Annotated in this window: 17 protein-coding genes; 15 read left to right on the forward strand and 2 right to left on the reverse strand. The window is 66.0% G+C overall.

Features of this window, described 5'->3' with window-relative positions; translation table 11 throughout:
• The first annotated feature begins 89 nt into the window (after positions 1-89).
• From J2Y55_RS19760 to J2Y55_RS19810, 11 genes are all read left to right on the forward strand, one after another.
• Positions 90-674 carry an ANTAR domain-containing response regulator gene (locus J2Y55_RS19760; RefSeq protein ID WP_069690482.1) on the forward strand — a complete coding sequence of 195 codons (585 nt, stop codon included), beginning with the start codon at positions 90-92 and terminating at the stop codon, positions 672-674.
• Entirely contained in the window at positions 671-1,723 is a 1,053-nt protein-coding gene (locus J2Y55_RS19765; protein WP_310157058.1) for a CmpA/NrtA family ABC transporter substrate-binding protein, read from the forward strand. Before J2Y55_RS19760 ends, J2Y55_RS19765 begins: the two co-directional genes overlap by 4 nt.
• 320 nt (positions 1,724-2,043) lie before the next feature.
• Positions 2,044-3,363: a CmpA/NrtA family ABC transporter substrate-binding protein gene (locus J2Y55_RS19770; RefSeq protein WP_310157060.1), complete on the forward strand. Its 1,320-nt coding sequence runs from the start codon at positions 2,044-2,046 to the stop codon at positions 3,361-3,363.
• Positions 3,364-3,367: 4 nt separating this feature from the next.
• Entirely contained in the window at positions 3,368-4,609 is a 1,242-nt protein-coding gene (locus tag J2Y55_RS19775; protein ID WP_310157063.1) for an NAD(P)/FAD-dependent oxidoreductase, read from the forward strand.
• Between the two features lies 1 nt (position 4,610).
• Positions 4,611-7,319 (forward strand): molybdopterin-dependent oxidoreductase, encoded by a 2,709-nt coding sequence (locus J2Y55_RS19780; protein ID WP_310157066.1) that lies wholly within the window; start codon positions 4,611-4,613, stop codon positions 7,317-7,319.
• A 38-nt stretch (positions 7,320-7,357) separates the two neighbouring features.
• Positions 7,358-8,266, forward strand: a complete 909-nt coding sequence (gene ntrB, locus J2Y55_RS19785) for a nitrate ABC transporter permease (RefSeq protein WP_310157068.1) — start codon at positions 7,358-7,360, stop codon at positions 8,264-8,266.
• A gap of 10 nt (positions 8,267-8,276) precedes the next feature.
• Positions 8,277-9,068 carry an ABC transporter ATP-binding protein gene (locus J2Y55_RS19790; RefSeq protein ID WP_310157071.1) on the forward strand — a complete coding sequence of 264 codons (792 nt, stop codon included), beginning with the start codon at positions 8,277-8,279 and terminating at the stop codon, positions 9,066-9,068.
• Between the two features lie 181 nt (positions 9,069-9,249).
• Positions 9,250-11,046 (forward strand): NirA family protein, encoded by a 1,797-nt coding sequence (locus tag J2Y55_RS19795; protein WP_310157074.1) that lies wholly within the window; start codon positions 9,250-9,252, stop codon positions 11,044-11,046.
• On the forward strand, positions 11,043-12,626 hold the full coding sequence (locus J2Y55_RS19800; RefSeq protein ID WP_310157076.1) for a sulfite reductase subunit alpha: 1,584 nt from the start codon (positions 11,043-11,045) through the stop codon (positions 12,624-12,626). The genes J2Y55_RS19795 and J2Y55_RS19800 overlap by 4 nt, the downstream gene beginning before the upstream one ends.
• 616 nt (positions 12,627-13,242) lie before the next feature.
• Positions 13,243-14,223 (forward strand): PAS domain-containing protein, encoded by a 981-nt coding sequence (locus J2Y55_RS19805; protein ID WP_310157078.1) that lies wholly within the window; start codon positions 13,243-13,245, stop codon positions 14,221-14,223.
• Positions 14,224-14,433: 210 nt separating this feature from the next.
• A complete protein-coding gene (locus tag J2Y55_RS19810; protein ID WP_310157080.1) occupies positions 14,434-14,766 on the forward strand; it encodes a hypothetical protein in 333 nt (110 codons plus the stop codon).
• A 504-nt stretch (positions 14,767-15,270) separates the two neighbouring features.
• Here the strand turns inward: J2Y55_RS19810 and J2Y55_RS19815 are convergent.
• Together J2Y55_RS19815 and J2Y55_RS19820 are read right to left on the reverse strand one after the other, a co-directional pair.
• The gene (locus J2Y55_RS19815) at positions 15,271-16,176 is read right to left on the reverse strand and encodes a MurR/RpiR family transcriptional regulator (RefSeq protein ID WP_310157083.1); all 906 of its coding nucleotides are present in this window, start codon (positions 16,174-16,176) and stop codon (positions 15,271-15,273) included.
• Complete coding sequence (locus tag J2Y55_RS19820) at positions 16,173-16,931, reverse strand: HAD-IIA family hydrolase (RefSeq protein ID WP_310157085.1); 759 nt, start codon at positions 16,929-16,931, stop codon at positions 16,173-16,175. The genes J2Y55_RS19815 and J2Y55_RS19820 overlap by 4 nt, the downstream gene beginning before the upstream one ends.
• Before the next feature lie 200 nt (positions 16,932-17,131).
• On the opposite strand from J2Y55_RS19820, the gene J2Y55_RS19825 reads away from it, so the two are divergent.
• The 4 genes from J2Y55_RS19825 to J2Y55_RS19840 all read left to right on the forward strand — a co-directional run bounded on the left by J2Y55_RS19825 (position 17,132) and on the right by J2Y55_RS19840 (position 21,658).
• Positions 17,132-18,055, forward strand: a complete 924-nt coding sequence (locus J2Y55_RS19825) for an ABC transporter permease (protein WP_310157087.1) — start codon at positions 17,132-17,134, stop codon at positions 18,053-18,055.
• A gap of 6 nt (positions 18,056-18,061) precedes the next feature.
• Positions 18,062-18,997 carry an ABC transporter permease gene (locus J2Y55_RS19830; RefSeq protein WP_310157091.1) on the forward strand — a complete coding sequence of 312 codons (936 nt, stop codon included), beginning with the start codon at positions 18,062-18,064 and terminating at the stop codon, positions 18,995-18,997.
• Between the two features lie 66 nt (positions 18,998-19,063).
• On the forward strand, positions 19,064-20,632 hold the full coding sequence (locus tag J2Y55_RS19835) for an ABC transporter substrate-binding protein (protein WP_310157095.1): 1,569 nt from the start codon (positions 19,064-19,066) through the stop codon (positions 20,630-20,632).
• A 147-nt stretch (positions 20,633-20,779) separates the two neighbouring features.
• Positions 20,780-21,658, forward strand: a complete 879-nt coding sequence (locus tag J2Y55_RS19840) for a metallophosphoesterase family protein (RefSeq protein ID WP_310157097.1) — start codon at positions 20,780-20,782, stop codon at positions 21,656-21,658.
• The last annotated feature ends 30 nt before the right edge of the window (positions 21,659-21,688 follow it).

Consider the following 21,688-nt stretch of genomic DNA (forward strand, 5'->3'; position numbering starts at 1 on the left):
CGGGCGCTGGCCTGACTCTTGCTGGCTTTCCAGCCTGTCGACACCGGCGTAACACCTGTGGGTGGAATGCCGGCGCCCCCTTGCGGACCATGAGACCAGACCTGAAAATCCTGATCGTCGATGCCAATCCGGTGCGCGCGGCCATCATCGATGAGGGCCTGCGCGAGGCCGGCTTCACCGATCTCGTCCGCATCGGCGCGACCAACGGGCTGGTTGCGGCCATCGAATTGCATGACCCCGACGTGGTCGTCATCGACCTCGAGGATCCCAGCCGTGACGCGCTCGCCGACATGTTCCTGGTCAGCCGCCATGTCCGGCGGCCGATCACCATGTTCGTCGATCAGTCGGATTCGGCCTCGATCGAGGCTGCGGTCGAGGCTGGCGTCTCCGCTTATATCGTCGACGGGCTGAAGAAGGAGCGTATGCAGCCGATCCTGCAGACCTGCATTAGTCGCTTCAACGCCTTCCGCAAATTGCGCGAGGAACTCGACGAGGCCCGCTCGCAGCTCGAGGACCGCAAGACGATCGACCGCGCCAAGGCCATCGTCATGCGCATGAAGGGCCTGCCCGAGGAAGAGGCCTATGCGCTCCTGCGGCGCACGGCGATGAACGAAAAGCGCAAGCTCGTCGACATCGCGCGCTCCATCATCACAGCCGCCGAGGTGCTGAAATGACCCTGCACTTACGCGTCGGTTTCATGCCGCTGGTCGATTGCGCTCTCGTCATCCTGGCGAAGGACGAGGGTTTTGCCGAGGCCGAGGGTCTCAACCTCGAACTCGTGCGCGAGGTTTCCTGGTCGAACCTGCGCGACAAGCTCAATGTCAGGCTGTTCGACGCCGCCCATATGCTGGGGCCGGCCGCCATTGCCGCGACATTGGGCGTCGGCGGCGTCAAGGCGCCGATGGCGGTGCCGCTGGCGCTCAATCTCGACGGTGCGGCGATCACCCTCTCGGTACGCCGCTACGAGGAGCTGGCGCGGCTCACTGAGGGCGACATGGCCGACACTACGGTTTCCGCCCGGGCGCTGGCCGCCATGGTCGAGCGCCGCAAGGCCTCCGGCCTGCCACCATTGACGCTTGCCGCCGTCTTCGGCTTCTCCAGCCACACCTATCTGCTGTGCGAATGGCTGGCCAAGGGTGGGCTCGTCCTCGGCAAGGACATCCGCTTCGAGGTCGTGCCGCCCCCGCAGACGGTGGAGGCGCTGACCAGCGGGCGGGTCGACGGGTTCTGCGCGGGTGCGCCCTGGAACACGGCCGCTGTCGCCGCCGGCATCGGCGCCATGGTCCATTGCAGCGTCGATCTGCGCCGCAACTGCCCCGACAAGGTGCTAGCCTGGCGCGCCGACGATGCGGACCGGCGGGCGGCCGCGGTCTCCAAGCTCAATGCCGCGATCCTGCTGGCGAGCGACTGGGCCTGCCAGCCCGCCAATTTCGGCCGCCTCGCCATGCATCTGTCGAAGCCCGATCGGCTCGCATTGCCCGCCGATATCCTGGAGCCGGTGCTGCATTGGGAGTTGCTGCAGGGAGCGGGACGGCCGCCCCGCAATGTCGAGCGCTTCATCCGCTTCGACCGCGAGGCGCTGCGGCCCGATCCTGAGCATGCCGACTGGATTCTCGCCGGCATGGAACAGGCCGGCCAGATCATCCGCAGCCCCGAAATGACGGAGCAGGCCAGGGCCGTCTTCCGGCCTGCTCTCTTTGCGGGCAGTGGCCATCACACGTGAGGGTTTGCGCATTTTTTGTGCGAGTGCGGTTGAATTGTGCGGCGCAATAAGGCGCGCCGCGGTCACTACCGGCAGAGGCCGGCTACCTCTAAGTTGTTGAAATTATAAGAATTGTTCTGACCTGGGCCGGTTGGCACGATCCTTGTTAGCGTTGACCTAACGCGGCCAAGGCTGCCCGCGCCCAATTTCAGATCGAAACGCACAGCAACGCCGCTGTCGAACGTGCCTCACCCGGGTGCTTTCGCGCGGCGTTTTTCGTTCTGGCGGCGCAGACGAGTTCGACCCAGACCCCAGCTTTAAGTCCAGCAGAGAGGCGATCGATGACCGAGACAGTCGAGACCAGGGTGAAGCCGGTGAAGACCGCCGCCAGCCGCCGCCAGCTCCTTCAACTCTCCGGCGCGGCCGCCTTGCTCGCCGCTGCCAGGGTCGCGCTGCCGTCGGGAGCCTTTGCGCAATCAGCTGGACCCGAGCTCAAGGGCACGCGCCTCGGCTACATCGCCTTGACGGACGCGGCGCCCCTCATTCTCGCCAAGGAGAAAGGCCTCTTCGCCAAATACGGCCTGCCCGACATGGACATCGCCAAGCAGGCCTCCTGGGGCGCGACGCGCGACAACATGGCGCTCGGCTTCAAGAACAACGGCATCGATGGCGGCCATATCCTGCGCCCGAAGACGCATCTCTACTCGACCGGCAAGGTGATGCAGAACGGCCAGCCTTTGCCGATGTACACGCTGCTGAACCTCAACCAGGACGGGCAGGCGATCTCGGTCTCGAACGAATACAAGGACCTCAACGTCCAGAAGGATTCCTCGCCGCTGAAGCTGGCCTTCGAGCGCAAGAAGGCGGCCGGCAAGGAGCTCACCGCCGCGATGACCTTCCCGGGCGGGACGCATGATCTCTGGATCCGCTACTGGCTCGCCGCCGGCGGCATCGACCCCGACACCGACATCAAGGTCATCACCGTGCCGCCGCCGCAGATGGTGGCGAATATGAAGGTCGGCACGATGGACTGCTTCTGCGTCGGCGAGCCCTGGAACGAGCAGCTGGTCAACCAGAACATCGGCTACACCGCGCTCACCACCGGCGAGCTCTGGTTCAAGCATCCCGAGAAGATCCTGGGCATGCGCGCCGATTTCGTCGACGCCAATCCCAAGGCGACGCAGGCCATCCTGATGGCCGTGATGGAAGCCCAGATCTGGGCCGACAAGATGGAGAACCGCCAGGAACTCGCCGAGATCGTCGGCCGTCGGCAATGGTTCAACGTCCCCGTCACCGACATCAACAAGCGCCTCCAGGGTGACATCAACTACGGCAATGGCCGCGAGGTGAAGGGCACCAATCTCTACATGAAGTTCTGGGGGCAGGGCGGCGAGGTCTCCCATCCCTTCAAGAGCCATGACAGCTGGTTCGTCACCGAGAACATCCGCTGGGGCAAATTCGAGCCGACGATCGACATCAAGGCCCTGGTCGACAAGACCAACCGCGCCGATCTCTGGCGCGAGGCCGCCAAGACGCTCGGCGTGGCAGGGGCTCCGACCGCGGATTCACGCGGCGTCGAGACCTTCTTCGACGGCATGAAGTTCGATCCCGCCGCGCCGCTGGACTATCTCAAGGCGCTCAAGATCAAGCGGGTGGCCTGATCGCATGGCCGAGCCGCTGATCATCGTGGGGAAGGGCATGGCCGCGACGCGGCTGGTTGACGAGCTCAGCCAGCGCGCGCTCGGTCGCTATTCCATCGCGGTGATCGGCGCGGAAGGCCGGCTTGCCTATAACCGGGTGCTGCTCTCGCCACTGCTGGCGGGCGAGATCGCCGAACCCGACATCGAGTTGAAGCCTGCCGCCTGGTGGCGCGCGCGCGGCGTCTCGATGATTTATGGCCGCGCCGTTGCCGGCATCGACCGTGCGGCCAGGACGGTCACGCTGGAGGATGGGCTGGCCCTGCCCTACGGCAAGCTCGTCCTCGCCACCGGCTCCAAGCCGCTGAAGCCGCCTTTCCCGGGCGGCGATCTGCCGGGCGTTGCGACCTTCCGCGACACTGCCGATGTCGGGATGATGCGGGCCTATGCGCAGCGTGGGGCGCGCATCGTCGTCATCGGCGGCGGCCTGCTCGGGCTCGAGGCCGCCTATGGTCTGTCAAAAGCCGGCGGGAAGGTCACGCTGCTGCATCTGGTCGAGCGCCTGATGGAGCGCCAGCTCGATGCCGAGGGCGCGGGCCTGCTCGCGGCCGCGATCACGGCGCGCGGCATCGATGTCCGGTTGAGCAGCGCGACCAAGGGTTTTGTCGGCACGGACAAGGTCGAAGGCGTCGAGCTTCAGGACGGCACGATCATCCCGGCTGATCTCGTCGTCATCGCCATCGGCGTGCGGCCCAATACCGATCTCGCCAAGGCGGCGGGCCTCGCCGTCAATCGCGGCATCGTCGTCGACGATGCGATGGCAAGCGAGGACGCCAATATCTTCGCGATCGGCGAATGCGCCGAGCACCGCGGCCAGGTCTATGGCCTCGTCGAGCCGGCCTATGAGCAGGCGCGCGTGCTGGCGATGCGGCTTGCGGGCCAGAAATCCGCAGGGGTGGAGGCGGCTTATGCCGGCTCGCTGCTGGCGACCAATCTCAAGGTCAGCGGCGTCGGCGTCTTCTCGGCCGGCGAGTTCGAGGCGGGCGAGGGCGCCGAGATCCTCGTGCTGCGCGATCCCACCGCCGGCATCTACCGCAAATTCGTGCTGCGCGAGGGCAGGCTCGCGGGCTGCGTCCTCGTCGGCGATACCCAAGGCGCGCTGTTCTATCTCGGCCTGATCCGCTCAGGGCAGGAGATCTCGGCGATCCGCGCCGATCTGCCCTTCGGCGAGCCCTATTGCGCCAATGGGCGCATCGGGGAGGCGGCCTGACATGCGCATCGACGACGCCGCGCTCGGCCCCGGCATTCCCGATCCCGCTATCCGCACCACTTGCCCTTATTGCGGGGTTGGCTGCGGCGTTCTGGCGACGCGCGATGGCAAGGGCGGAGCCGTGATCGCGGGCGATCCTGCCCACCCCGCCAATCTCGGGCGGCTCTGCTCGAAGGGCTCGGCACTCGGTGAGACGCTCGGCCTGGGTAGCCGCGTGCTGCACCCGCTGAAGCGCAATGCGGCGGGCGGCTATGACCGCGTCACCTGGGAACTCGCGCTCGATGCGGTTGCCGAGGGCTTCCGCTCGATCATCCGGCGCGAGGGCCCCGAGGCTGTCGCCTTCTACCTCTCCGGCCAGCTCCTCACCGAGGATTATTACGTCGCCAACAAGCTGATGAAGGGGTTCATCGGCTCTCCCCATGTCGACACCAATTCGCGGCTGTGCATGTCCTCCACGGTCGCCGGCCACAAGCGCGTCTTCGGCTCCGACACGGTGCCGGGCAATTACGAGGACCTCGACAGTGCCGATCTGATCGTGCTGGTCGGCTCGAATACCGCCTGGTGCCACCCGGTGCTGTTCCGTCGCATCCAGCAAAACCGCAGCGAGCGCGGCGCCAAGGTCGTCGTCATCGATCCGCGCGTGACGGCCACCGCCGAGGATTGCGACCTCGTCCTGCAAATCAAGCCGGGCTTCGACAGCGTCCTGTTCGCAGGGCTGCTCGTTCATCTCGCCGAGCACAGCCTGATCGATGCGACTTATCTCGCGCGCCACGTCAGCGGTTTCGAGGCCGTGCTGGAGAATGCGCGCGGCATCGCGCCCGACATCGCCGCCGTCTCCGCGCGCACCGGCCTGAGCACGGCCGACATCGCCGCCTTCTACGCGCTCTGGGCCGGCACGCCTGCCGTGGTCACGGCCTGGAGCCAGGGCGTCAACCAGTCGGCACAAGGCACCGACAAGGTCGCCTCCATCCTGCATTGCCACCTCGCCACCGGCCGCATCGGCCGGCCCGGCGGCGGGCCGTTTTCGCTGACCGGGCAGCCCAACGCCATGGGCGGGCGCGAGGTCGGCGGGCTCGCCAATATGCTCGCCGCCCATATGGGCTACTCGGCCGTCGAGATCGACCGCGTCCGCCGCTTCTGGAATGCGCCCAACATGGCGCAGCATGAAGGCTTGAAGGCCGTTGCCATGCTCGATGCGGTGGCGGAGAAGCGCATCAAGGCGCTCTGGGTCATGGCGACCAATCCAGCCGTCTCCCTGCCCGACGCCGACAAGGTCAAGGCGGCGCTGTCGGGGCTCGATCTCTTCGTCGTCTCCGAGAATGTGCTCTCCAACGACACGCTTGCCGCCAGGCCGCATTTCATCCTGCCGGCGGCGGCCTGGGGTGAAAAGGACGGCACGGTCACCAATTCCGAGCGCCGCATCTCGCGCCAGCGCGCCTTCCTGCCTTTGCCGGGCGAGGTCAGGCCTGATTGGTGGATCATCTGCGAGATCGCCAGGCGGCTGGGCTTCGCGGCCGGCTTCGGCTTCGCCGATGCTTCCGAAATCTATGCCGAGCACGCCGCGCTGTCCGCCTTCGAGAATGACGGCAGCCGCGATTTCGACATCGGCGCCCATGCCGATTTGCGCAAGCGCGGCTATGATGCGCTCAGGCCGGTGCAATGGCCTGTGCCCGCCGGTCAGTCGCAGGGCACGGCGCGCCTCTTCGCCAATGGCGGCTTCTTCACGCCCGATGGCTGCGCCCAGATGAAGCCGCTCGCCATGCCGGCGCTGGCGGCTGAGCCGAGCGAGGCGTTTCCGCTGCTGCTCAACACCGGCCGCGTCCGCGATCACTGGCATAGCATGACGCGCACCGGCCTGAGCCCGCGCCTCTCAGCCCATGTCAGCGAGCCCAGCGTCCATGTGAATCCGGCCGATGCCGCCCGTTTCGGCCTGGAAGAGGGCGGTTTCGCCCGCATCGCGAACGCCCATGGCGCGGTCGTGCTCAAGGTCCTGGGCGACGAGGGCGTGCCGGCCGGCTCGCTCTTCGCGCCGATCCACTGGTCGGCCGAGACGGCGTCCGATGCGCGTATCGGCGCGGCCGTGCAGCCCTTCTGCGATCCCTATTCCGGCCAGCCGGAGATGAAGGCGACGCCCTCATCCGTCGCGCCCGTAAGCTATGCCGCACAAGGCTTCGTGCTGTCGCGTGAGGCCTTCGCTTTGCCGGCGGGAAGCTGGTGGGCGAGTGTTGCGGTCGAAGGCGGGCAGGGCCGCCTGTTTGCGACCGACGCCTCGGTCGATGATCTGATGGCGGCCGTGCGCTCAGCCTTCGGTGAGGATGGTCTCACCGAGATGATCGACCGTCAGGGCGGCGCCTATCGTTGCGCCGTGACGCGTGAAGGCAGGCTGATCGCTGCACTCTTCGTCGGCCCCTCCGGGCGCGCACCGCTCTGGGACACGGTCAAGCTCGCCTTCGCCGATGCCGGCCTTGCGCTGGAAAACCGGCTCGCCCTGCTCGCCGGCCGCCGGCTCGATGGCGCGGCCGATCCCGGCCCCACGGTCTGCGCCTGTTTCGGCGTCGGCCTCAATGCGATCCGCGCGGCCTTCGCCAATGGTGGCGCGATGACGCCCGAGGATATCGGCCGGCAGCTCAAGGCCGGCACGAATTGCGGCTCCTGCCTGCCGGAAATCCGGCGCATCGGCGCGCAATCGCGCGAGACGGTGGCGGCATGAAGGACGCGACGGACCAATTCAATCAGAGGAGTATCGGGATGGGTCAGACTGTCTTGAAGAATGCGACAGCGGGCGCGAAGGTCGTCGCATTGTCGGCCGTGCAAGCCGAGGTGGTGACCCTGCCGGCGGTTGCGGGCAAGCCGCTGCGCGAGCGGCTAGGCCTCTGGCTCAAGGCGGTTCTCGTCAATCTCCTGCCGCCGCTGATCACGGTCACGCTGATCCTGCTGGTCTGGCAGCTCACCGCGCATGGCCCGCAATCCTCGCTGCCGCCGCCGACCAAGATCTGGGCGGAAGCGAAGGACCTGATCACCGAACCGTTCTTCTGGAACGGCTCGCAGGATATCGGTCTGGGCTGGCGCATCCTGGTCTCGCTCCAGCGCGTCGCCATCGGCTTCAGCCTGGCGGCGGTCGTCGGCGTGCTGCTGGGGGCGCTCGTCGGCCAGTCGGTCTGGGCGATGCGCGGGCTCGATCCGGTCTTCCAGGTGCTGCGCACCGTGCCGCCGCTCGCCTGGCTGCCGCTTTCGCTGGCGGCCTTCCGCGACAGCCAGCCCTCGGCGATCTTCGTGATCTTCATCACAGCGATCTGGCCGGTGATCATCAATACGGCGGTCGGCATCCGCAACATCCCGCAGGACTACCGCAATGTCGCGCAGGTGCTGCGGCTGAACCAGATCGAGTTCTTCTTCAAGATCATGGTGCCCTCCGCCGCACCCTACATCTTCACCGGGCTTCGCATCGGCGTCGGCCTGTCCTGGCTCGCCATCGTCGCGGCCGAGATGCTGACCGGCGGCGTCGGCATCGGCTTCTTCATCTGGGATGCGTGGAACTCCTCGCGCCTGTCCGACATCATCGTGGCGCTTATCTACATCGGCGTCGTCGGCTTCGTGCTCGACCGCCTCGTCGCCTTCATCGGCACCATCGTCACCCGTGGCACCCTGACCAATTGAGGAGGATGCGATGAGCTATCTCAAGATCGACCATGTCGACAAACGCTTCCAGCGCGGCGCCGCCACGACCGAGGTGCTCAAGGACATCAACCTCGTCATCGACAAGGGCGAATATGTCTCGGTGATCGGCCATTCCGGCTGCGGCAAGTCGACCCTGCTCAACATCATCGCGGGTTTGACCCCGGTCAGCGCCGGCGCCGTGCTGCTGGAGGGCAAGGAGGTCAATTCGCCCGGGCCCGAGCGCGCCGTCGTCTTCCAGAACCATTCGCTGCTGCCCTGGCTCACCGTCTACGACAATGTCGCGCTCGCCGTGAACAAGGTCTTCGGCCGCCAGAAGAGCAAGGCCGAGCGGCATGACTGGATCATGCACAATCTCGACCTCGTCCAGATGGGCCACGCCAGGGACAAGCGCCCGGCCGAGATCTCGGGCGGCATGAAGCAGCGCGTCGGCATTGCCCGCGGGCTAGCGATGGAACCCAAGATCCTGCTGCTCGACGAACCCTTCGGCGCGCTCGACGCGCTGACGCGCGCCCACCTGCAGGATTCGATCATGCAGATCCATGCCGCGCTGGGAAACACCATGATCATGATCACCCATGACGTTGATGAAGCCGTGCTGCTCTCGGACCGCATCGTGATGATGACCAACGGCCCCTCGGCCCGCATCGGCGAGGTGCTCGACGTCCGGCTCGAACGCCCGCGCAAGCGGCTCGATCTGGTTGCCGACCGCACCTATATCGCCGCCCGCGAGGCGGTCCTGAAATTCCTCTACGAGCGCCACCGCTTCGTCGAGGCGGCGTGATGATGGGTGTGATGAAGAGCGCTGCGCTCCGCGCTTCCTTCTCCCCTGGGGGGAGAAGGTGGCAGCGCGAAGCGTTGACGGATGAGGGTAGGATGGCAGCTCGCTCAACCGGTCTTCCCTCATCCGACCCGGCTTCGCCGGGCCACCTTCTCCCCCGAGGGGAGAAGGGAGGGCGGCAGCCATGAGCGACGATTTCAGCCCGGACCAGAAGCGCTACCTCGAAGGCTTCATGAGCGGCATGCAGTCCGCGCGCGCGGCGCGCGGGCTTGGCCCGCTCGGCGGGGCTGCGGGCGCTGGCGCTGCTGCGCAGGCCGGTCCCGACAAGGAGCATCAGGAGGCGCAGGCGCGCATCGTCGCCGGCGGCGGCAAACTCGTTGATCAGGAGAAGTGGAAGGCGGCCGAGCACCCCTTCGACGCCTATGCCCGCTTCAAGGCGCAGGCCGAGGCCGGCACCTACCCCAAGCCCGAGGATAATTTCCGCTGGCGCTATCACGGGCTGTTCTACGTGGCTCCGGCGCAGAACAGCTATATGTGCCGCCTGCGCATTCCCAACGGCATCCTCAAGGCCTGGCAATTCGAAGGCGTTGCCGATCTCGCGGAAAAGCTCTGCGGCCCCTACGCCCATGTCACCACCCGCGCCAATCTGCAGGTCCGCGAGATCAGCGCCGAGAATGCGCCGCTGCTGCTCGAAGGGCTTGCCGATCTCGGCCTCACCGCCAAGGGCTCGGGCGCCGACAACATCCGCAACGTTACCGGCTCGGCCACCGCAGGCATCGACCCGCTTGAACTGCTGGATACGCGGCCCCATGCCCGCGCCTGGCACCACCACATCCTGAACGACCGCGCGCTCTACGGCCTGCCGCGCAAGTTCAACGTCGCCTTTGACGGCGCGGGGTCGATCGCGACGCTGGAGGACACCAACGACATCGGCTTCCAGGCGATAGAGCTGGGCGAGGGCGCCGCTTTCGAAGGCCATCCCATCGAGCCCGGCATCTGGTATCGCCTGGCGCTGGGCGGCATCACCGGCCATCACGACCTCGCCCGCGACACCGGCGTCATCGTCGCGCCATCTGACGCCGTCGCGGTCGCCGACGCGATCGTGCGCGTCTTCATCGCCAATGGAAACCGCACCGACCGCAACAAGTCGCGCTTGAAATATGTGCTCGATGCCTGGGGCTTCGAGAAATTCCTCGCTGCGGTCGAGGACAAGCTCGGGCGCAAGCTGGTCCGGGTCGATGCGAGCCTGGTGAAGCCGCGCCCGGTTTACGACCGCCTCGCCCATATCGGCGTGCACAAGCAGGTCCAGGCCGGCTTGAATTGGGTCGGCGTGGCGCTGCCGGTCGGCAAGCTCACCGTGGCGCAGATGCGCGTCATCGCTTCGATCGCCAAGAGTTGCGGCGATGGCGATATTCGCCTGACCGTCTGGCAGAACCTGCTGATCTCCGGCGTACCGGACGCGAAGGTCGAGGACGTCGTCGCCAATCTCCAGGCGATCGGCCTCTCCGCCGAAACCTCGATCCTGCGCGCCGGTCTGATCGCCTGCACGGGCGCGACGGGCTGCAAATTCGCCGCCGCCCACACCAAGGAGGATGCGCTCGCCATTGCCGCCCATTGCGAGCCGCGCATCACGCTGGAGACGCCGGTCAACATCCACCTGACCGGCTGCCACCACTCCTGCGCCCAGCATTATATCGGCGATATCGGCCTGATCGGCGCCAAGGTGCCGGTCAATGAGGAGGGCGACACCGTGCCCGGCTACGACCTGCTCGTGGGCGGCGGCTATGGCGTCGATGGCGGCATGGCGCGGCCCTTCCGCGAGAAGGTCAAGGCGCAGGATGCTCCGGCGCTGGTCGAAGCGGTCCTGCGTACCTGGCAGATTCATCGCGCCGCGCCCGATGAAAGCTTCGTCGCCTTCGCCCGCCGCCACGAGATCGAGGCGTTGCAGGCGCTGGTCGCGCAAACCGGAGACGCGGCATGACCGTCCAGTCCCCGTCCCCCATCGTCCAGGTCCTGCCCGAGACCGCGCCGTTCTCCGAGGAGCAGCGCTCCTGGTTGAACGGCTTTTTCGCCGGCCTGCTTTCGCTCGACAACGCCGGCGTCACCGCGCTCTCGCCCGCCGAGAATGCCGCCGTGATGGGCGCGGCCGATGACGGCGCGCCCTGGCACGATCCGGCAATGGAGATTGCGGAGCGCATGACGCTCGCCGAGGGCAAGCCTTTGCCGCGCAAGCTCTTCGCCGCCATGGCACAGCAGGATTGCGGCCAGTGCGGCTATGTCTGCGAGACCTATTCAGCCGCGATCGCCTCCGGGCAGGAGCCGCGCCTGAACCTCTGCGCGCCCGGCGGCAAGGATACGCTGCGCATGCTGAAGACGCTGGTGGAGGAGGGCGGCGCCGCTCCTGCCGCGCCGATGGCGGAAGCCGCGCCAGTCGCACCTGCCGGCCCGGTCGGCCGTTCGCGCGGGAACCCGGCCATGGCGACCTTCCTCTCCCGCCGCAAGCTCAATGGCGAGGGCTCGGAGAAGGAGACCTGGCATGTCGAGTTCGATCTCTCGGAATGCGGGCTCGACTACATCGTCGGCGACGCTTTCGGCATCGTCGCCCAGAACGATCCGCGCCTGGCCGATGCGGTGATAGCGCTGCTTGGCGCGCGGCCGGACGCGCCCGTCAACGGCAAGACGCTGCGTGAGGCGCTCATCAGCGACTGCGCACTCGGACCGGCGCCCGATGCGCTGTTCCAGTTGATCTCCTATGTCACGGGCGGCGAGACCCGCGCCAAGGCCAAGCGCCTGGCGGCGGGCGAGGATCCCGATGGCGATCTCGACCGGCTCGACGTGCTCGGCACCTTGCACAAATTCGGCCAGGCCAAGCTCTCGGCCGAGGCCTTCGTCGAGGCGCTCGACCCGTTGCAGCCGCGGCTCTATTCGATCTCGTCCTCGCATGTCGCGACGCCCGGCCGCATCACGCTGACGGTCGACACGGTGCGCTACAAGATCGGCACGCGCCCGCGCTGGGGCGTGGCCTCGACCTATCTCGCCGAGCGCGTGCAGCCGGGCGACAAGGTGCCGGTCTATGTCCAGCGGGCGCATGGCTTCGGCCTGCCGGAGAACCCCGCGACGCCGGTCATCATGTGCGGCCCCGGCACCGGTATCGCCCCGTTCCGCGCCTTCCTGCATGACCGCAAGGCCACAAAAGCGCCGGGTCGGAACTGGCTCTTCTTCGGCCATCAGCGCCGCGCCTCGGATTTCTTCTACGAGGACGAATTGAACGCGATGAAGCAGGAGGGCGTCCTCACCGGCCTCACCTTGGCCTGGTCGCGCGACGGCAAGGAGAAGATCTACGTTCAGGACCGCATGCGCGAGCGCGGCGCCGAGCTCTTCGCATGGCTGGAGCAGGGCGCGCATTTCTATGTCTGCGGCGACGCCAAGCGCATGGCCAAGGATGTCGAGCGGGCCATGGTCGATGTCGTCGTCGAGCATGGCGGCCGCTCGGTGGACGAGGCCGTGGCCTATGTCGCGTCGCTGAAGAAGGCCGGGCGCTATCAGGCCGATGTCTACTGAGAGCAACAGCGGGATGCGAAGGAGCGGGCACCGGTTTTTCGCATTGATCCTGCTCTCACTTTTAGATGAGAGACGGATTCAGATTTCAGATGGGATCACTTCGTGAGCCCATCTGAAATCATCCGGCTCTCGAGCATTTTCGAGCGACGTGGATTCCGGTACGCGTGAAGAGAACGCGGTCAAACTGTGATCTAGATCAATTAAGCAATGCGTTTTCCTGGTACAAACAGCGTTCCAGCATCCGAGCGCGGCCAATAAGCAGGCTGCGAGAGAAATTGTAACATTGTTGCAATCGGAACGTCGTTCGCGCTTGACCAGCGAGTAATCGCCCTGGCGTCGGCCGACCGAAATCTCCGATTCGTTACGGAAACCGGAAAATGCTCCTGACGATCCAAAATGGAACAGACCGGCTCTTCTTATGTTACGATAGTCAAGGACCGCTCAATCGGGGTCTATCTATCTTTGACCGCCAATTTTAGCATTGTTCTAAAGTGGTGTTGTCGTGATTGATTCGAGACAGAGTATCTGCGGCGCAGATGCCGCGAAGCGCGTCGACACTGGATCGGGGGGTCCAATGCTGACAATCTTCAACGAAGACGAGGGCTTCGGTGAAACCTTGCGCTTCATCGAGGAGCGGATTCCGCTTGGTATTTTCTCGATGGCGCTGCCGTCGCGAAAGGTGCGCTGGTCGGCCGGCATGTTCCGCTTGCTGGGCCTCGATCCGGCAACGCATCAACCGTCCGAAGAGATGTTCCATGCGCTGATCCACCCGGCTGATCTCGGCCCGCGTGCCGAGATCGAGTTGAGCTTGCGCAACGCCATGCCGCTCCACCGCGATATTCGGATCCTCAACCCGAAGGGGCAATTGCGCTGGGTGAGGGTCAATGCCGAGTTTCTGCTGGACGATCGCGGCAGGCCACGTCGTCTGGTCGGATCCTTCCTTGACGTATCCGCCGAATACGAGGCGCGGCAGCTGATCAAGGCGAGCCAGCGCCGCTTCGATGCTATGGCTGCGGCCTGTGCCCCGGTCTGGTGGAGCGCCGGGCCGGATGGGCGGATTGAATGGCTCGAGGGCTGGGAGGAGCTGACGGGACAGGCCCCCGAGCAGAGCCGTGATTGGGGCTGGGTCGCGATGCTTCATCCCGACGATGCCGAACGTGTCGTCGCCGAGCGCAAGACGGCGCTTGAAGCCGGTGGCGTGTGCGAGATCGAGATGCGCGTTCGCCTGCGTGACGGAGGCTATCGCTGGGTGCGCTCGCGCAGCGTCCCGGTCCGTGACGACGCCGGCGAGATCACCGAATGGGTCGGCGGCAGCGTTGACATCCATGCCAGCAAGGAATGGCCCGTGCCAAGCTGCGCGACAGGGGGGCTCACCGGCGCCCAGATCCGCGGTGGGCGCGGCATCGTCAACTGGTCGGTGAAGCAGCTTTCGGAAGCCACGTGCGTGCCCGTCTCGACCATCCGCAGGATCGAGGAGTTTGACGGCTTCGTCGGCTCGCATGCGAGCGCAGTCGAAAAAATCCATCACGCTCTCGTGCGTGCGGGAGCAGATTTCGTCACTCCGCCGAACGGCAAACCGGCAGTGCGCCCGGCCTGAGGCCGGCACAGCCGTTTTGGACCGCAGATAGAGCAAATTTCGCGTTTGGCGTGTATTATTAGCCAGGAGTTAACGCAAAAATTGCTCGTACCTGCCCCAAATGGCAGGGGCGGGCTGCAAAGATGGTAAATAGCCCGTCAATGTCCTGAGCCTAGCTTGGTCCTGTCGGCTGCTGACGCCTTCAACAAAGCAGCCACACGGGGGACTGACATGGCGACAAAATCCTTGGAGAAGCACCCTGGCGCAACGAAAGCGCAGTCGCGCGGTGACGAGGCCGGCGTTTCCGCCTGGCTGTCGGCGCATGCGATGACGGCGCGCAACGAACTGCACGGGCTGGCGACGCTGTCGCAGGCGCAATGCGAAACGGCGGATTATGTCGCCGAACTGGCGCAGTCCCTGGCGAGCATGACCCGCAAGAACGGCCTGCGCTCGCTCGCGGATGTGCTGACCATCGTCGCCCATGAGGCCGGAGTGATGGCCAGAACGGGCTTTGCGATCGTCGATGAGGTGCGTGAGGAGCCGCCTCGCGCGCAGATGGTTTAGCAAGGCTCGCGGGGCGGAGGCGGGCGTTGCGCTCGATGGGCATAGTAGAGCTCAAACCCGGAAAAGCGGGCTCGGTGTCTGGGGGACTCCCTTGGCTCCAGCCCCGGCCCCGCCACTGGCTCGGCTCTATCGACGGCAAGAACTCTATTGATGGCATCAACCGCCAGGCACGCGCTGGAGCGCGGCCGTTCAAATCCCGGCTGATCCTGCGGGCGGGCCTGAGCCTGCTCGGCCGCTCCCGGCACTGGCGCGGCCACCGCAGGCTGATCCGCCAGCGGGAACGCCGTTAGAGCATTGCGCAGACCTCTTGAGCCCTCATCCTGAGGAGCGCCGCAGGCGCGTCTCGAAGGATGCTCCAGTTGTTTCCGGAACCTCCTGGAGCATCCTTCGAGACGCCGCTTCGCGGCTCCTCAGGATTAGGGTTGGAGATTCCAAGCGGGCTTTGAGAAGCCAGTCGATTTGAATTGGCGCCCCGGAATGACGGGAGCTCCGCTCCACGAACCCTCAATACCGCTTGGTCGAGAGCACGTCGAAGGTCTTGCCGATGGTCGCCAGGGCCTTGTCGTAATCGGCCAGCGACAGGCAGGCGATCAGTGCGTCGATGATGGCGAGCTGGGCGATGCGGCTGGTCATCGCCTCCGTACGGAACTGGGTTTCGCGCGCCATGGTGTGCAGCACGATATCGGCATAGGCGAGCAGCGGCGATTTGCCGAAATTGGTGATGCAGATCGTCGTCGCGCCGGCCTCCTTGGCGAGCTTGGTCGCCGTCACGGTCTCATGCGTGCTGCCGGAATGGGAGATGGTGATGACGGCCACATCCGGCCCGGTCAGCGAGGCGCTGATCGCCTGGACATGGGAATCGACCACCACCTTGGCTTCGACGCCGATGCGCAGCAGGCGGTAATTCGCGTCCTCCGCGATCGGGGCGGCGCTGCCGATGCCGTAGAGCTCGACGCGGCGCGCTTTCAGGATCGCGGCGACGGCCGCCTCCATCGCGCCGGTGTCGAGCACCTTCATGGTGTCGTGCAGCGCCTGGAGATCGCTGCGGAAGATCTTTTCGATCACCGTGCCGGTGTCGTCGCTGCGAGCGAGATCCTCATGGATGAACTGGACCGGCTGCACCAGATCGCGCGCCAGCGCGATCTTGACCTGCTGGAAGCCGCGCGCGCCGAGCTGCTGGCACAGGGAGATGACGCTGCCTTCGCTGGCGCCGGTGCGCTCGGCCACTTCGGTGACCGACATGTGCACCACCTCGCTGGCGTGACTGATGAAGAAATCGGCGATGCGGGCGGCGGTCGGCGGCAGATTGGTGCGCAGCGCCTGTAGGCGATCGAGCGCACCCTCCAACCCTTGGGATGACGGGCTCTTGCGGATCTCTGCAGGCTTGGAGACGGGCTTCGCGGCTGTCATGCGCTCAAGGCCAATGCGCCGGTGCTTTCATGCTGGGGCGGGGCGCTTCCAAGGAGCGGAAACACCCCGTCGCGGATCTCGAAATAGCGCAGGCCGAAGCGCCGCGCACCTTCGCCGTCGGTCGCCGGATTGTCGCCGACCATCATGACGGCGCGCTTGGGCAGTTTGAGCAGGGCAAGCCCGGCCTCGAACAAGGCGGGCTCGGGCTTGCCGATGACGCGGTGCGGTACCGGGCCGGTGCAGGCGAGCAGAGCCGCCAGCAGCGCGCCTGTCTCCGGCACGATTGCACCATTGGGGCCGGGATGGACGAGGTCGGGATTGGCGGCGACGAGCTCGGCGCCGTCGCGCACTGCATTGGCCGCGATCGTCAGGCGCTCATAGGAGAACTGCCGGTCGCGTCCGAGGAAGACGATGTCGGGTCGTTCCTGCACAGGCACGAGCCCCTGGTCGCGGGCATGGGTCATCAGGCTCTTGCTCGCCATCATATAGATGCGGGCGCGCGGCAGGCGCAGTGCGATCTCGTCGAGCGCTGTCGTTCCCGCAAGCACGATCCGGCGCTGGCCGACCGCCAGGCCAAGCCGCTTCAGGCCGCGCGACAGCTCCAGCGGCGTATGTTCGGCGTCGTTGGAGACGATGACGAAACGGCCCTCCAGCGCCTCGAGAAAGGCGCTCGCGCCCGGCAGGGCCTGCTGGCCGCGCACCAGGGTTCCGTCGAGATCGACGAGACAACCGCGAACATCCTGAAGCGAGACCATCGTGCGAATCTCAAAATCTGTCGGCGAGAGGCCCGCAGCCATGAACTGAGATTAGCTCAGTGTCAAATCTGATATTTACTGAGCTAAGTTCATCTTCCTGTCATGAAGCACTGCCACCACATCGCCATCGCAGCAAGGGTCCAACGCGGAAGCCGGGCAGCGAATGCGATGTGCCGTGGCAACCCAGGCAGGGGGAAGACATGCTCGAATTCCTCACGAGCCGCGTGCTGCGGATGGCGATCACGCTCTGGGCGATCGTCTCCGTCGTCTTCCTCGCCACCCGTCTGACCGGCAACCCGATCGACTTCCTGATGCCTGAGGGGCTCGATGCCGCCTCGCGGCGCGAGATGATCGCCTATTGGGGGCTCGATCGCACGGTGATCGAGCAATACTGGCTGTTCTGGCGCTCGCTGCTTTACGGCGATTTCGGCCTCGGCCTGATGGAGCGGCGGCCAGTCGCGACGATCTTCACCGAGCGGCTCTGGCAGAGCGCCTCGCTCCTGGTTGCGACGCTGGCGCTGACGATCGGCGTCGGTGTGCCCGCCGGCATCCTGGCGGCGATCTGGCGTGGAAGGCCGGGCGGAAGCGGCGTGCTCTTCGCGGCTTTCCTTGGTTACGCCATCCCGAATTTCGTCCTCGCCATCCTGCTGCTGCTGGTCTTCTCCTACACGCTGCACTGGCTGCCCAGCGCCGGCTCCGGCACGCTGCTGCATTACATCATGCCGACGATCGCGCTGTCGGCCTATTTCATCGCGGCGCTGGTGCGCTACACCCGCAACGCCATGCTCGATGTCCTCTCCGAGGACTATATGCGCACCGCCCGCGCCAAGGGCTTGTCCGAGCGCGCGATCATCCTCGAGCACGGCCTGCGCAATGCGCTGATCCCGGTCATCACCGTGCTCGGCCTGCAGATCACCACGCTGGTCTCGGGCGCGGTGGTGGTCGAGACCGTCTTCGCCTGGAACGGGGTCGGCGATCTCCTGGTCGGCGCGACGATCAGGCGCGACTACCCGGTGCTGCAATTCGGTGTCCTCGTCGTCGCGAGCGCGGTGATCCTCGTCAATCTCCTGGTCGATCTCACCTATGCGCTGGTCGATCCGCGCGTGCGCCTGGCTGGAGCCTGACCGGTCATGACCGATATCCTCGATGCCAAGGTTCTGGACGCCAATATTGCTTTTCCGCCGCAGCCCAAGCCGCGTGCGCAGCCCCAGTCGCGCAGGCGCTTCGCCTGGCCGAAGGGCGTCAGCATCCTCGTCGCAGGCGCGGCGCTGCTGGCGCTCATCCTCGTCCTGCTCGCGCTGTTCGCACCGGCGCTCGCGCCCTTCGAGCCCGACCAGCAGAAGCTGCTGGCCCGCTTACGCCCGCCGATCGGCTTCGAGCGCGCCAATCCGGCGCATTGGTTCGGCACCGACCAGCTCGGCCGCGACCTGCTCTCGCGCTGCCTCCATGGCCTCAGGCTGACGCTGGCGCTTGCCCTGTTCGGCACGTTGATCGGGCTTGCGCTCGGGGTTTCGCTCGGGCTCGTCGCCGGCCTGTTCGGCGGCTGGGCCGATGCGCTGATCATGGGCTTCGTCGACATCATGCTGTCGCTGCCCTTCACGCTGGTCGCGCTCCTCGTCATCGCGCTGGCCGGGACCGATGTCGCGGTGCTGATCTGCGTGCTAGGCATCGCCTATTGGGCGCATTTCGCCCGGCTGGTGCGGGCCCAGGTGCTCGGCCTCCGGGAATTGCCCTTTGTCGAGGCGGCGCGGGCGGCCGGCGCGACGCGCTGGCACATCGCCACCGTGCACATGATCCCCAACATCGTCTCGCCCATCGTGGTGATGGCGAGCCTGAACTTCTCCAACCTGATCCTGCTCGAATCCGCGCTCTCCTTCCTGGGGCTGGGCGTCCAGCCGCCGACAGCGACGCTCGGCTCCATGGTCGGGCAGGGGCGCGATTACATGGCCTCCGCCTCCTGGATCGTGGCGGTGCCGGCGCTGCTGATCGTGCTCGTCAGCCTGGCCGCCATGCTGCTCGGCGATTTCCTGCGCGACCATCTCGACGTGCGCCTGCGCGAACGCTGACGGCCACCTGCCTTTCACGCCTGCTTGCCACGCCTGTTCCTCTCCCGTCTCGAAAGGGCTGAAACCATGCTCAAGACCTTGCTGAAGACCGCGCTCGCTGCAGCGCTCGCCACCACAGCGCTGACCGGGCTCGCTGCCGCGCAGGAGCTCAAGGTCGGCGTTCAGAACATGGCGCCCTGGCTCGATCCCGGCCGCGATTTCTCCAATGTCGGCTCGCAATTCTACTTCAACGCCTTCGACCCGCTGATCGGCAAGGACGCCAACCGCGCCGAGAGCGTCTGGCAGCCCGGCATCGCCACGAGCTGGAAGCAGGTTTCGCCGACGCAGATCGAATTGAAGATCCGCCAGGGCGTGACCTTCCACAATGGCGACCCGATGACGGTGGAGGACGTGGTCTTCTCCTTCGACCGCATCATCAACTCGACCTTCCCGCCCTATACCGTGCGCAAGCGCGACACGTTGCCCAATATGGCCAAGGTCGAGGCGGTGGACGGCGAGACGGTGCGGATCACCGCCACCAAGCCCGAGCCGCTGTTCGAGACCCTGCTCAATGTGCAGCAGGGCATGATCGTGCCGAAGAAATACGTCATGGCACTGACCGGTGATCCCAATGTCGCCGAGCCCAGCGATTTCGAGGCCTTTGCGCTCAAGCCCGTCGGCACCGGCCCCTACAAGATCACCGAATTCGTGCCCAACCAGAAGCTGGTCTATGAGCGCTATGATGGCTTCTGGGGCGAGAAGGCGCCGTTCCAGAAGGTCACGGTCCAGCGCATTCCGGAGCTCTCGGGCCGTCTGACCGCGCTGAAGAACGCCGAGGTCGACCTCATCACCAATATCCCGCCCGACCAGCTCGACACGATCGCGTCCGATGCCAAGCTCAAGGTCGAGGGCATGCAGACGCCGCTCTTCCACGTCGTCATCTTCAACACCCAGAACCCGAAGATGGCCAATCCGAAGCTGCGCCAGGCGCTCTCCTACGCCATCGACCGCAAGACGCTGAACGAGGCGCTCTGGTTCGGCAAGGCGAAGGTTCCGACCTCCCATACATTCGCGCAGTTCGGCCCGCTCTACATGCCCGAGCTCGACACCTTCGAATACGATCCCGCCAAGGCCAAGGCCCTGCTGAAGGAGGCGGGCTATGACGGTTTCCCGATCCGCTTCGACACCCAGGCCGCCTACTACACCAATGGCCTGCTCGCCGCGCAGGCGATCCAGGAGATGTGGGGCGCTGTCGGCGTCAAGACCCAGCTCAACGTCACCGAGCAATGGACCGGCTCCGAGCCCGCGATGATGGCGCGCAACTGGTCGAACCCGATGTATTTCCCCGATCCCGCCGGTTCCTTCGGCATCATGTGGGCGCCGACCGGCAACTCCGCCTCGGAAGGCCGCTTCAAGGCCGATGAAGCCTATATCGCGCTGTGGGAGAAGTTCCGCTACTCGACGGATCTCGCAGAGCGTAAGCAGGCCTATGCCGGGCTGATGCAGATGATCAAGAACGATCCGCCGGTGCTGCCGCTCTACCAGCCCTATGAATCCTACGGCATGAAGCGCTCGCTCGCCTGGCGGCCGCTACCGGGGCACATCCCCTATGTGCTCGATTTCCGCGCCGGCCGCGTCACGCTGGCTGCCCGCTGACGCCAACCGTCATTGCGAGGAGGCGCAGCCGACGAAGCAATCCAGGGACCGCCGAGCGAGCCCTCCTGGATTGCTTCGCTACGCTCGCAATGACGGTGAGCGGTGTCCGCTTCCACACCCACCCCTCCTTCATCCGTGAGCCCCGCCATGGCCAAAGCCCTTCGCCTCGCCTTCGTCGCCGATATCCATCACGGCGAGAACAGTTTCACCAAGATGGGCGCCCACGCCCTGCCGCTAATGGCCGAGTTCCGCCGCTTCGTCGCGCAGGCCAGGCCCGACGCCGTGATCGATCTCGGCGACCGCATCTCCGATTGCGACCATGCGACCGATCTGCGGCTGGAGCAGGAGGTCGCCGAGGCGTTCTCGGCCGTCGCCGCGCCGCGCTTCCATCTCTGCGGCAATCATGACCGCGACCATCTCAGCGTCGCCGAGAACGAGGCGATCCTGGGCCAGAAGCTCGGCCATCGCATCGTCGATCTCGGCGATTGGCGGCTCGTGCTCTGGGCCGCGGATTCGAAGATCCACCGCCCCGGGGGCTTCGTGCTGCAGGAGGCCGATTTGCTCTGGCTCGCCGCGACCGTGAGCGCCGCCGACCGCCCGCTGGCGATCATGAGCCATGTCCCGATCTCGGGCCATGGCCAGACCGGAAACTATTATTTCGAGCGCAATCCCGAATTCTCGACCTATCCCGGCGCGGAACGGGCGCGTGCCGTGCTGCGGCAGGCGAATGTCCCGGTCGTCTGCCTCTCCGGCCATGTCCATTGGAACACGCTGACGACGGTCGACGGCATTCCGCATCTGACGCTGCAATCGCTGACCGAGAGCTTCACCACCTTGCCGGAGCCGGCCGGCTCCTGGGGCCTGCTCGAACTCGATGACGCGATCACCTGGACCGTCCACGGCAAGGACCCGTTCTCGGTGCGGATCGAGGCGGCGGAAACCCTGCGCCGCTGGATGACGCCGCTGCAGCCCTTCCACGAGCATCCCGAACTGCGCCTGCGCCGTCTGGCGCTCGCGGCGGAGTAGCTGGGCTATCGGCGAGAATCCGCCCAGGGG

This window comes from Allobosea sp. BE125 (assembly GCF_031456075.1).
GTDB lineage: Bacteria > Pseudomonadota > Alphaproteobacteria > Rhizobiales > Beijerinckiaceae > Allobosea.

Bases quoted from the DNA above. Each gene is read 5' to 3' on its own strand.
- J2Y55_RS19760 (WP_069690482.1), top strand. From the start codon at position 90: ATGAGACCAGACCTGAAAATCCTGATCGTCGATGCCAATCCGGTGCGC.
- J2Y55_RS19765 (WP_310157058.1), top strand. From the start codon at position 671: ATGACCCTGCACTTACGCGTCGGTTTCATGCCGCTGGTCGATTGCGCT.
- J2Y55_RS19770 (WP_310157060.1), top strand. From the start codon at position 2,044: ATGACCGAGACAGTCGAGACCAGGGTGAAGCCGGTGAAGACCGCCGCC.
- J2Y55_RS19775 (WP_310157063.1), top strand. From the start codon at position 3,368: ATGGCCGAGCCGCTGATCATCGTGGGGAAGGGCATGGCCGCGACGCGG.
- J2Y55_RS19780 (WP_310157066.1), top strand. From the start codon at position 4,611: ATGCGCATCGACGACGCCGCGCTCGGCCCCGGCATTCCCGATCCCGCT.
- ntrB (WP_310157068.1), top strand. From the start codon at position 7,358: ATGGGTCAGACTGTCTTGAAGAATGCGACAGCGGGCGCGAAGGTCGTC.
- J2Y55_RS19790 (WP_310157071.1), top strand. From the start codon at position 8,277: ATGAGCTATCTCAAGATCGACCATGTCGACAAACGCTTCCAGCGCGGC.
- J2Y55_RS19795 (WP_310157074.1), top strand. From the start codon at position 9,250: ATGAGCGACGATTTCAGCCCGGACCAGAAGCGCTACCTCGAAGGCTTC.
- J2Y55_RS19800 (WP_310157076.1), top strand. From the start codon at position 11,043: ATGACCGTCCAGTCCCCGTCCCCCATCGTCCAGGTCCTGCCCGAGACC.
- J2Y55_RS19810 (WP_310157080.1), top strand. From the start codon at position 14,434: ATGGCGACAAAATCCTTGGAGAAGCACCCTGGCGCAACGAAAGCGCAG.
- J2Y55_RS19815 (WP_310157083.1), bottom strand. From the start codon at position 16,176: ATGACAGCCGCGAAGCCCGTCTCCAAGCCTGCAGAGATCCGCAAGAGC.
- J2Y55_RS19820 (WP_310157085.1), bottom strand. From the start codon at position 16,931: ATGGTCTCGCTTCAGGATGTTCGCGGTTGTCTCGTCGATCTCGACGGA.
- J2Y55_RS19825 (WP_310157087.1), top strand. From the start codon at position 17,132: ATGCTCGAATTCCTCACGAGCCGCGTGCTGCGGATGGCGATCACGCTC.
- J2Y55_RS19830 (WP_310157091.1), top strand. From the start codon at position 18,062: ATGACCGATATCCTCGATGCCAAGGTTCTGGACGCCAATATTGCTTTT.
- J2Y55_RS19835 (WP_310157095.1), top strand. From the start codon at position 19,064: ATGCTCAAGACCTTGCTGAAGACCGCGCTCGCTGCAGCGCTCGCCACC.
- J2Y55_RS19840 (WP_310157097.1), top strand. From the start codon at position 20,780: ATGGCCAAAGCCCTTCGCCTCGCCTTCGTCGCCGATATCCATCACGGC.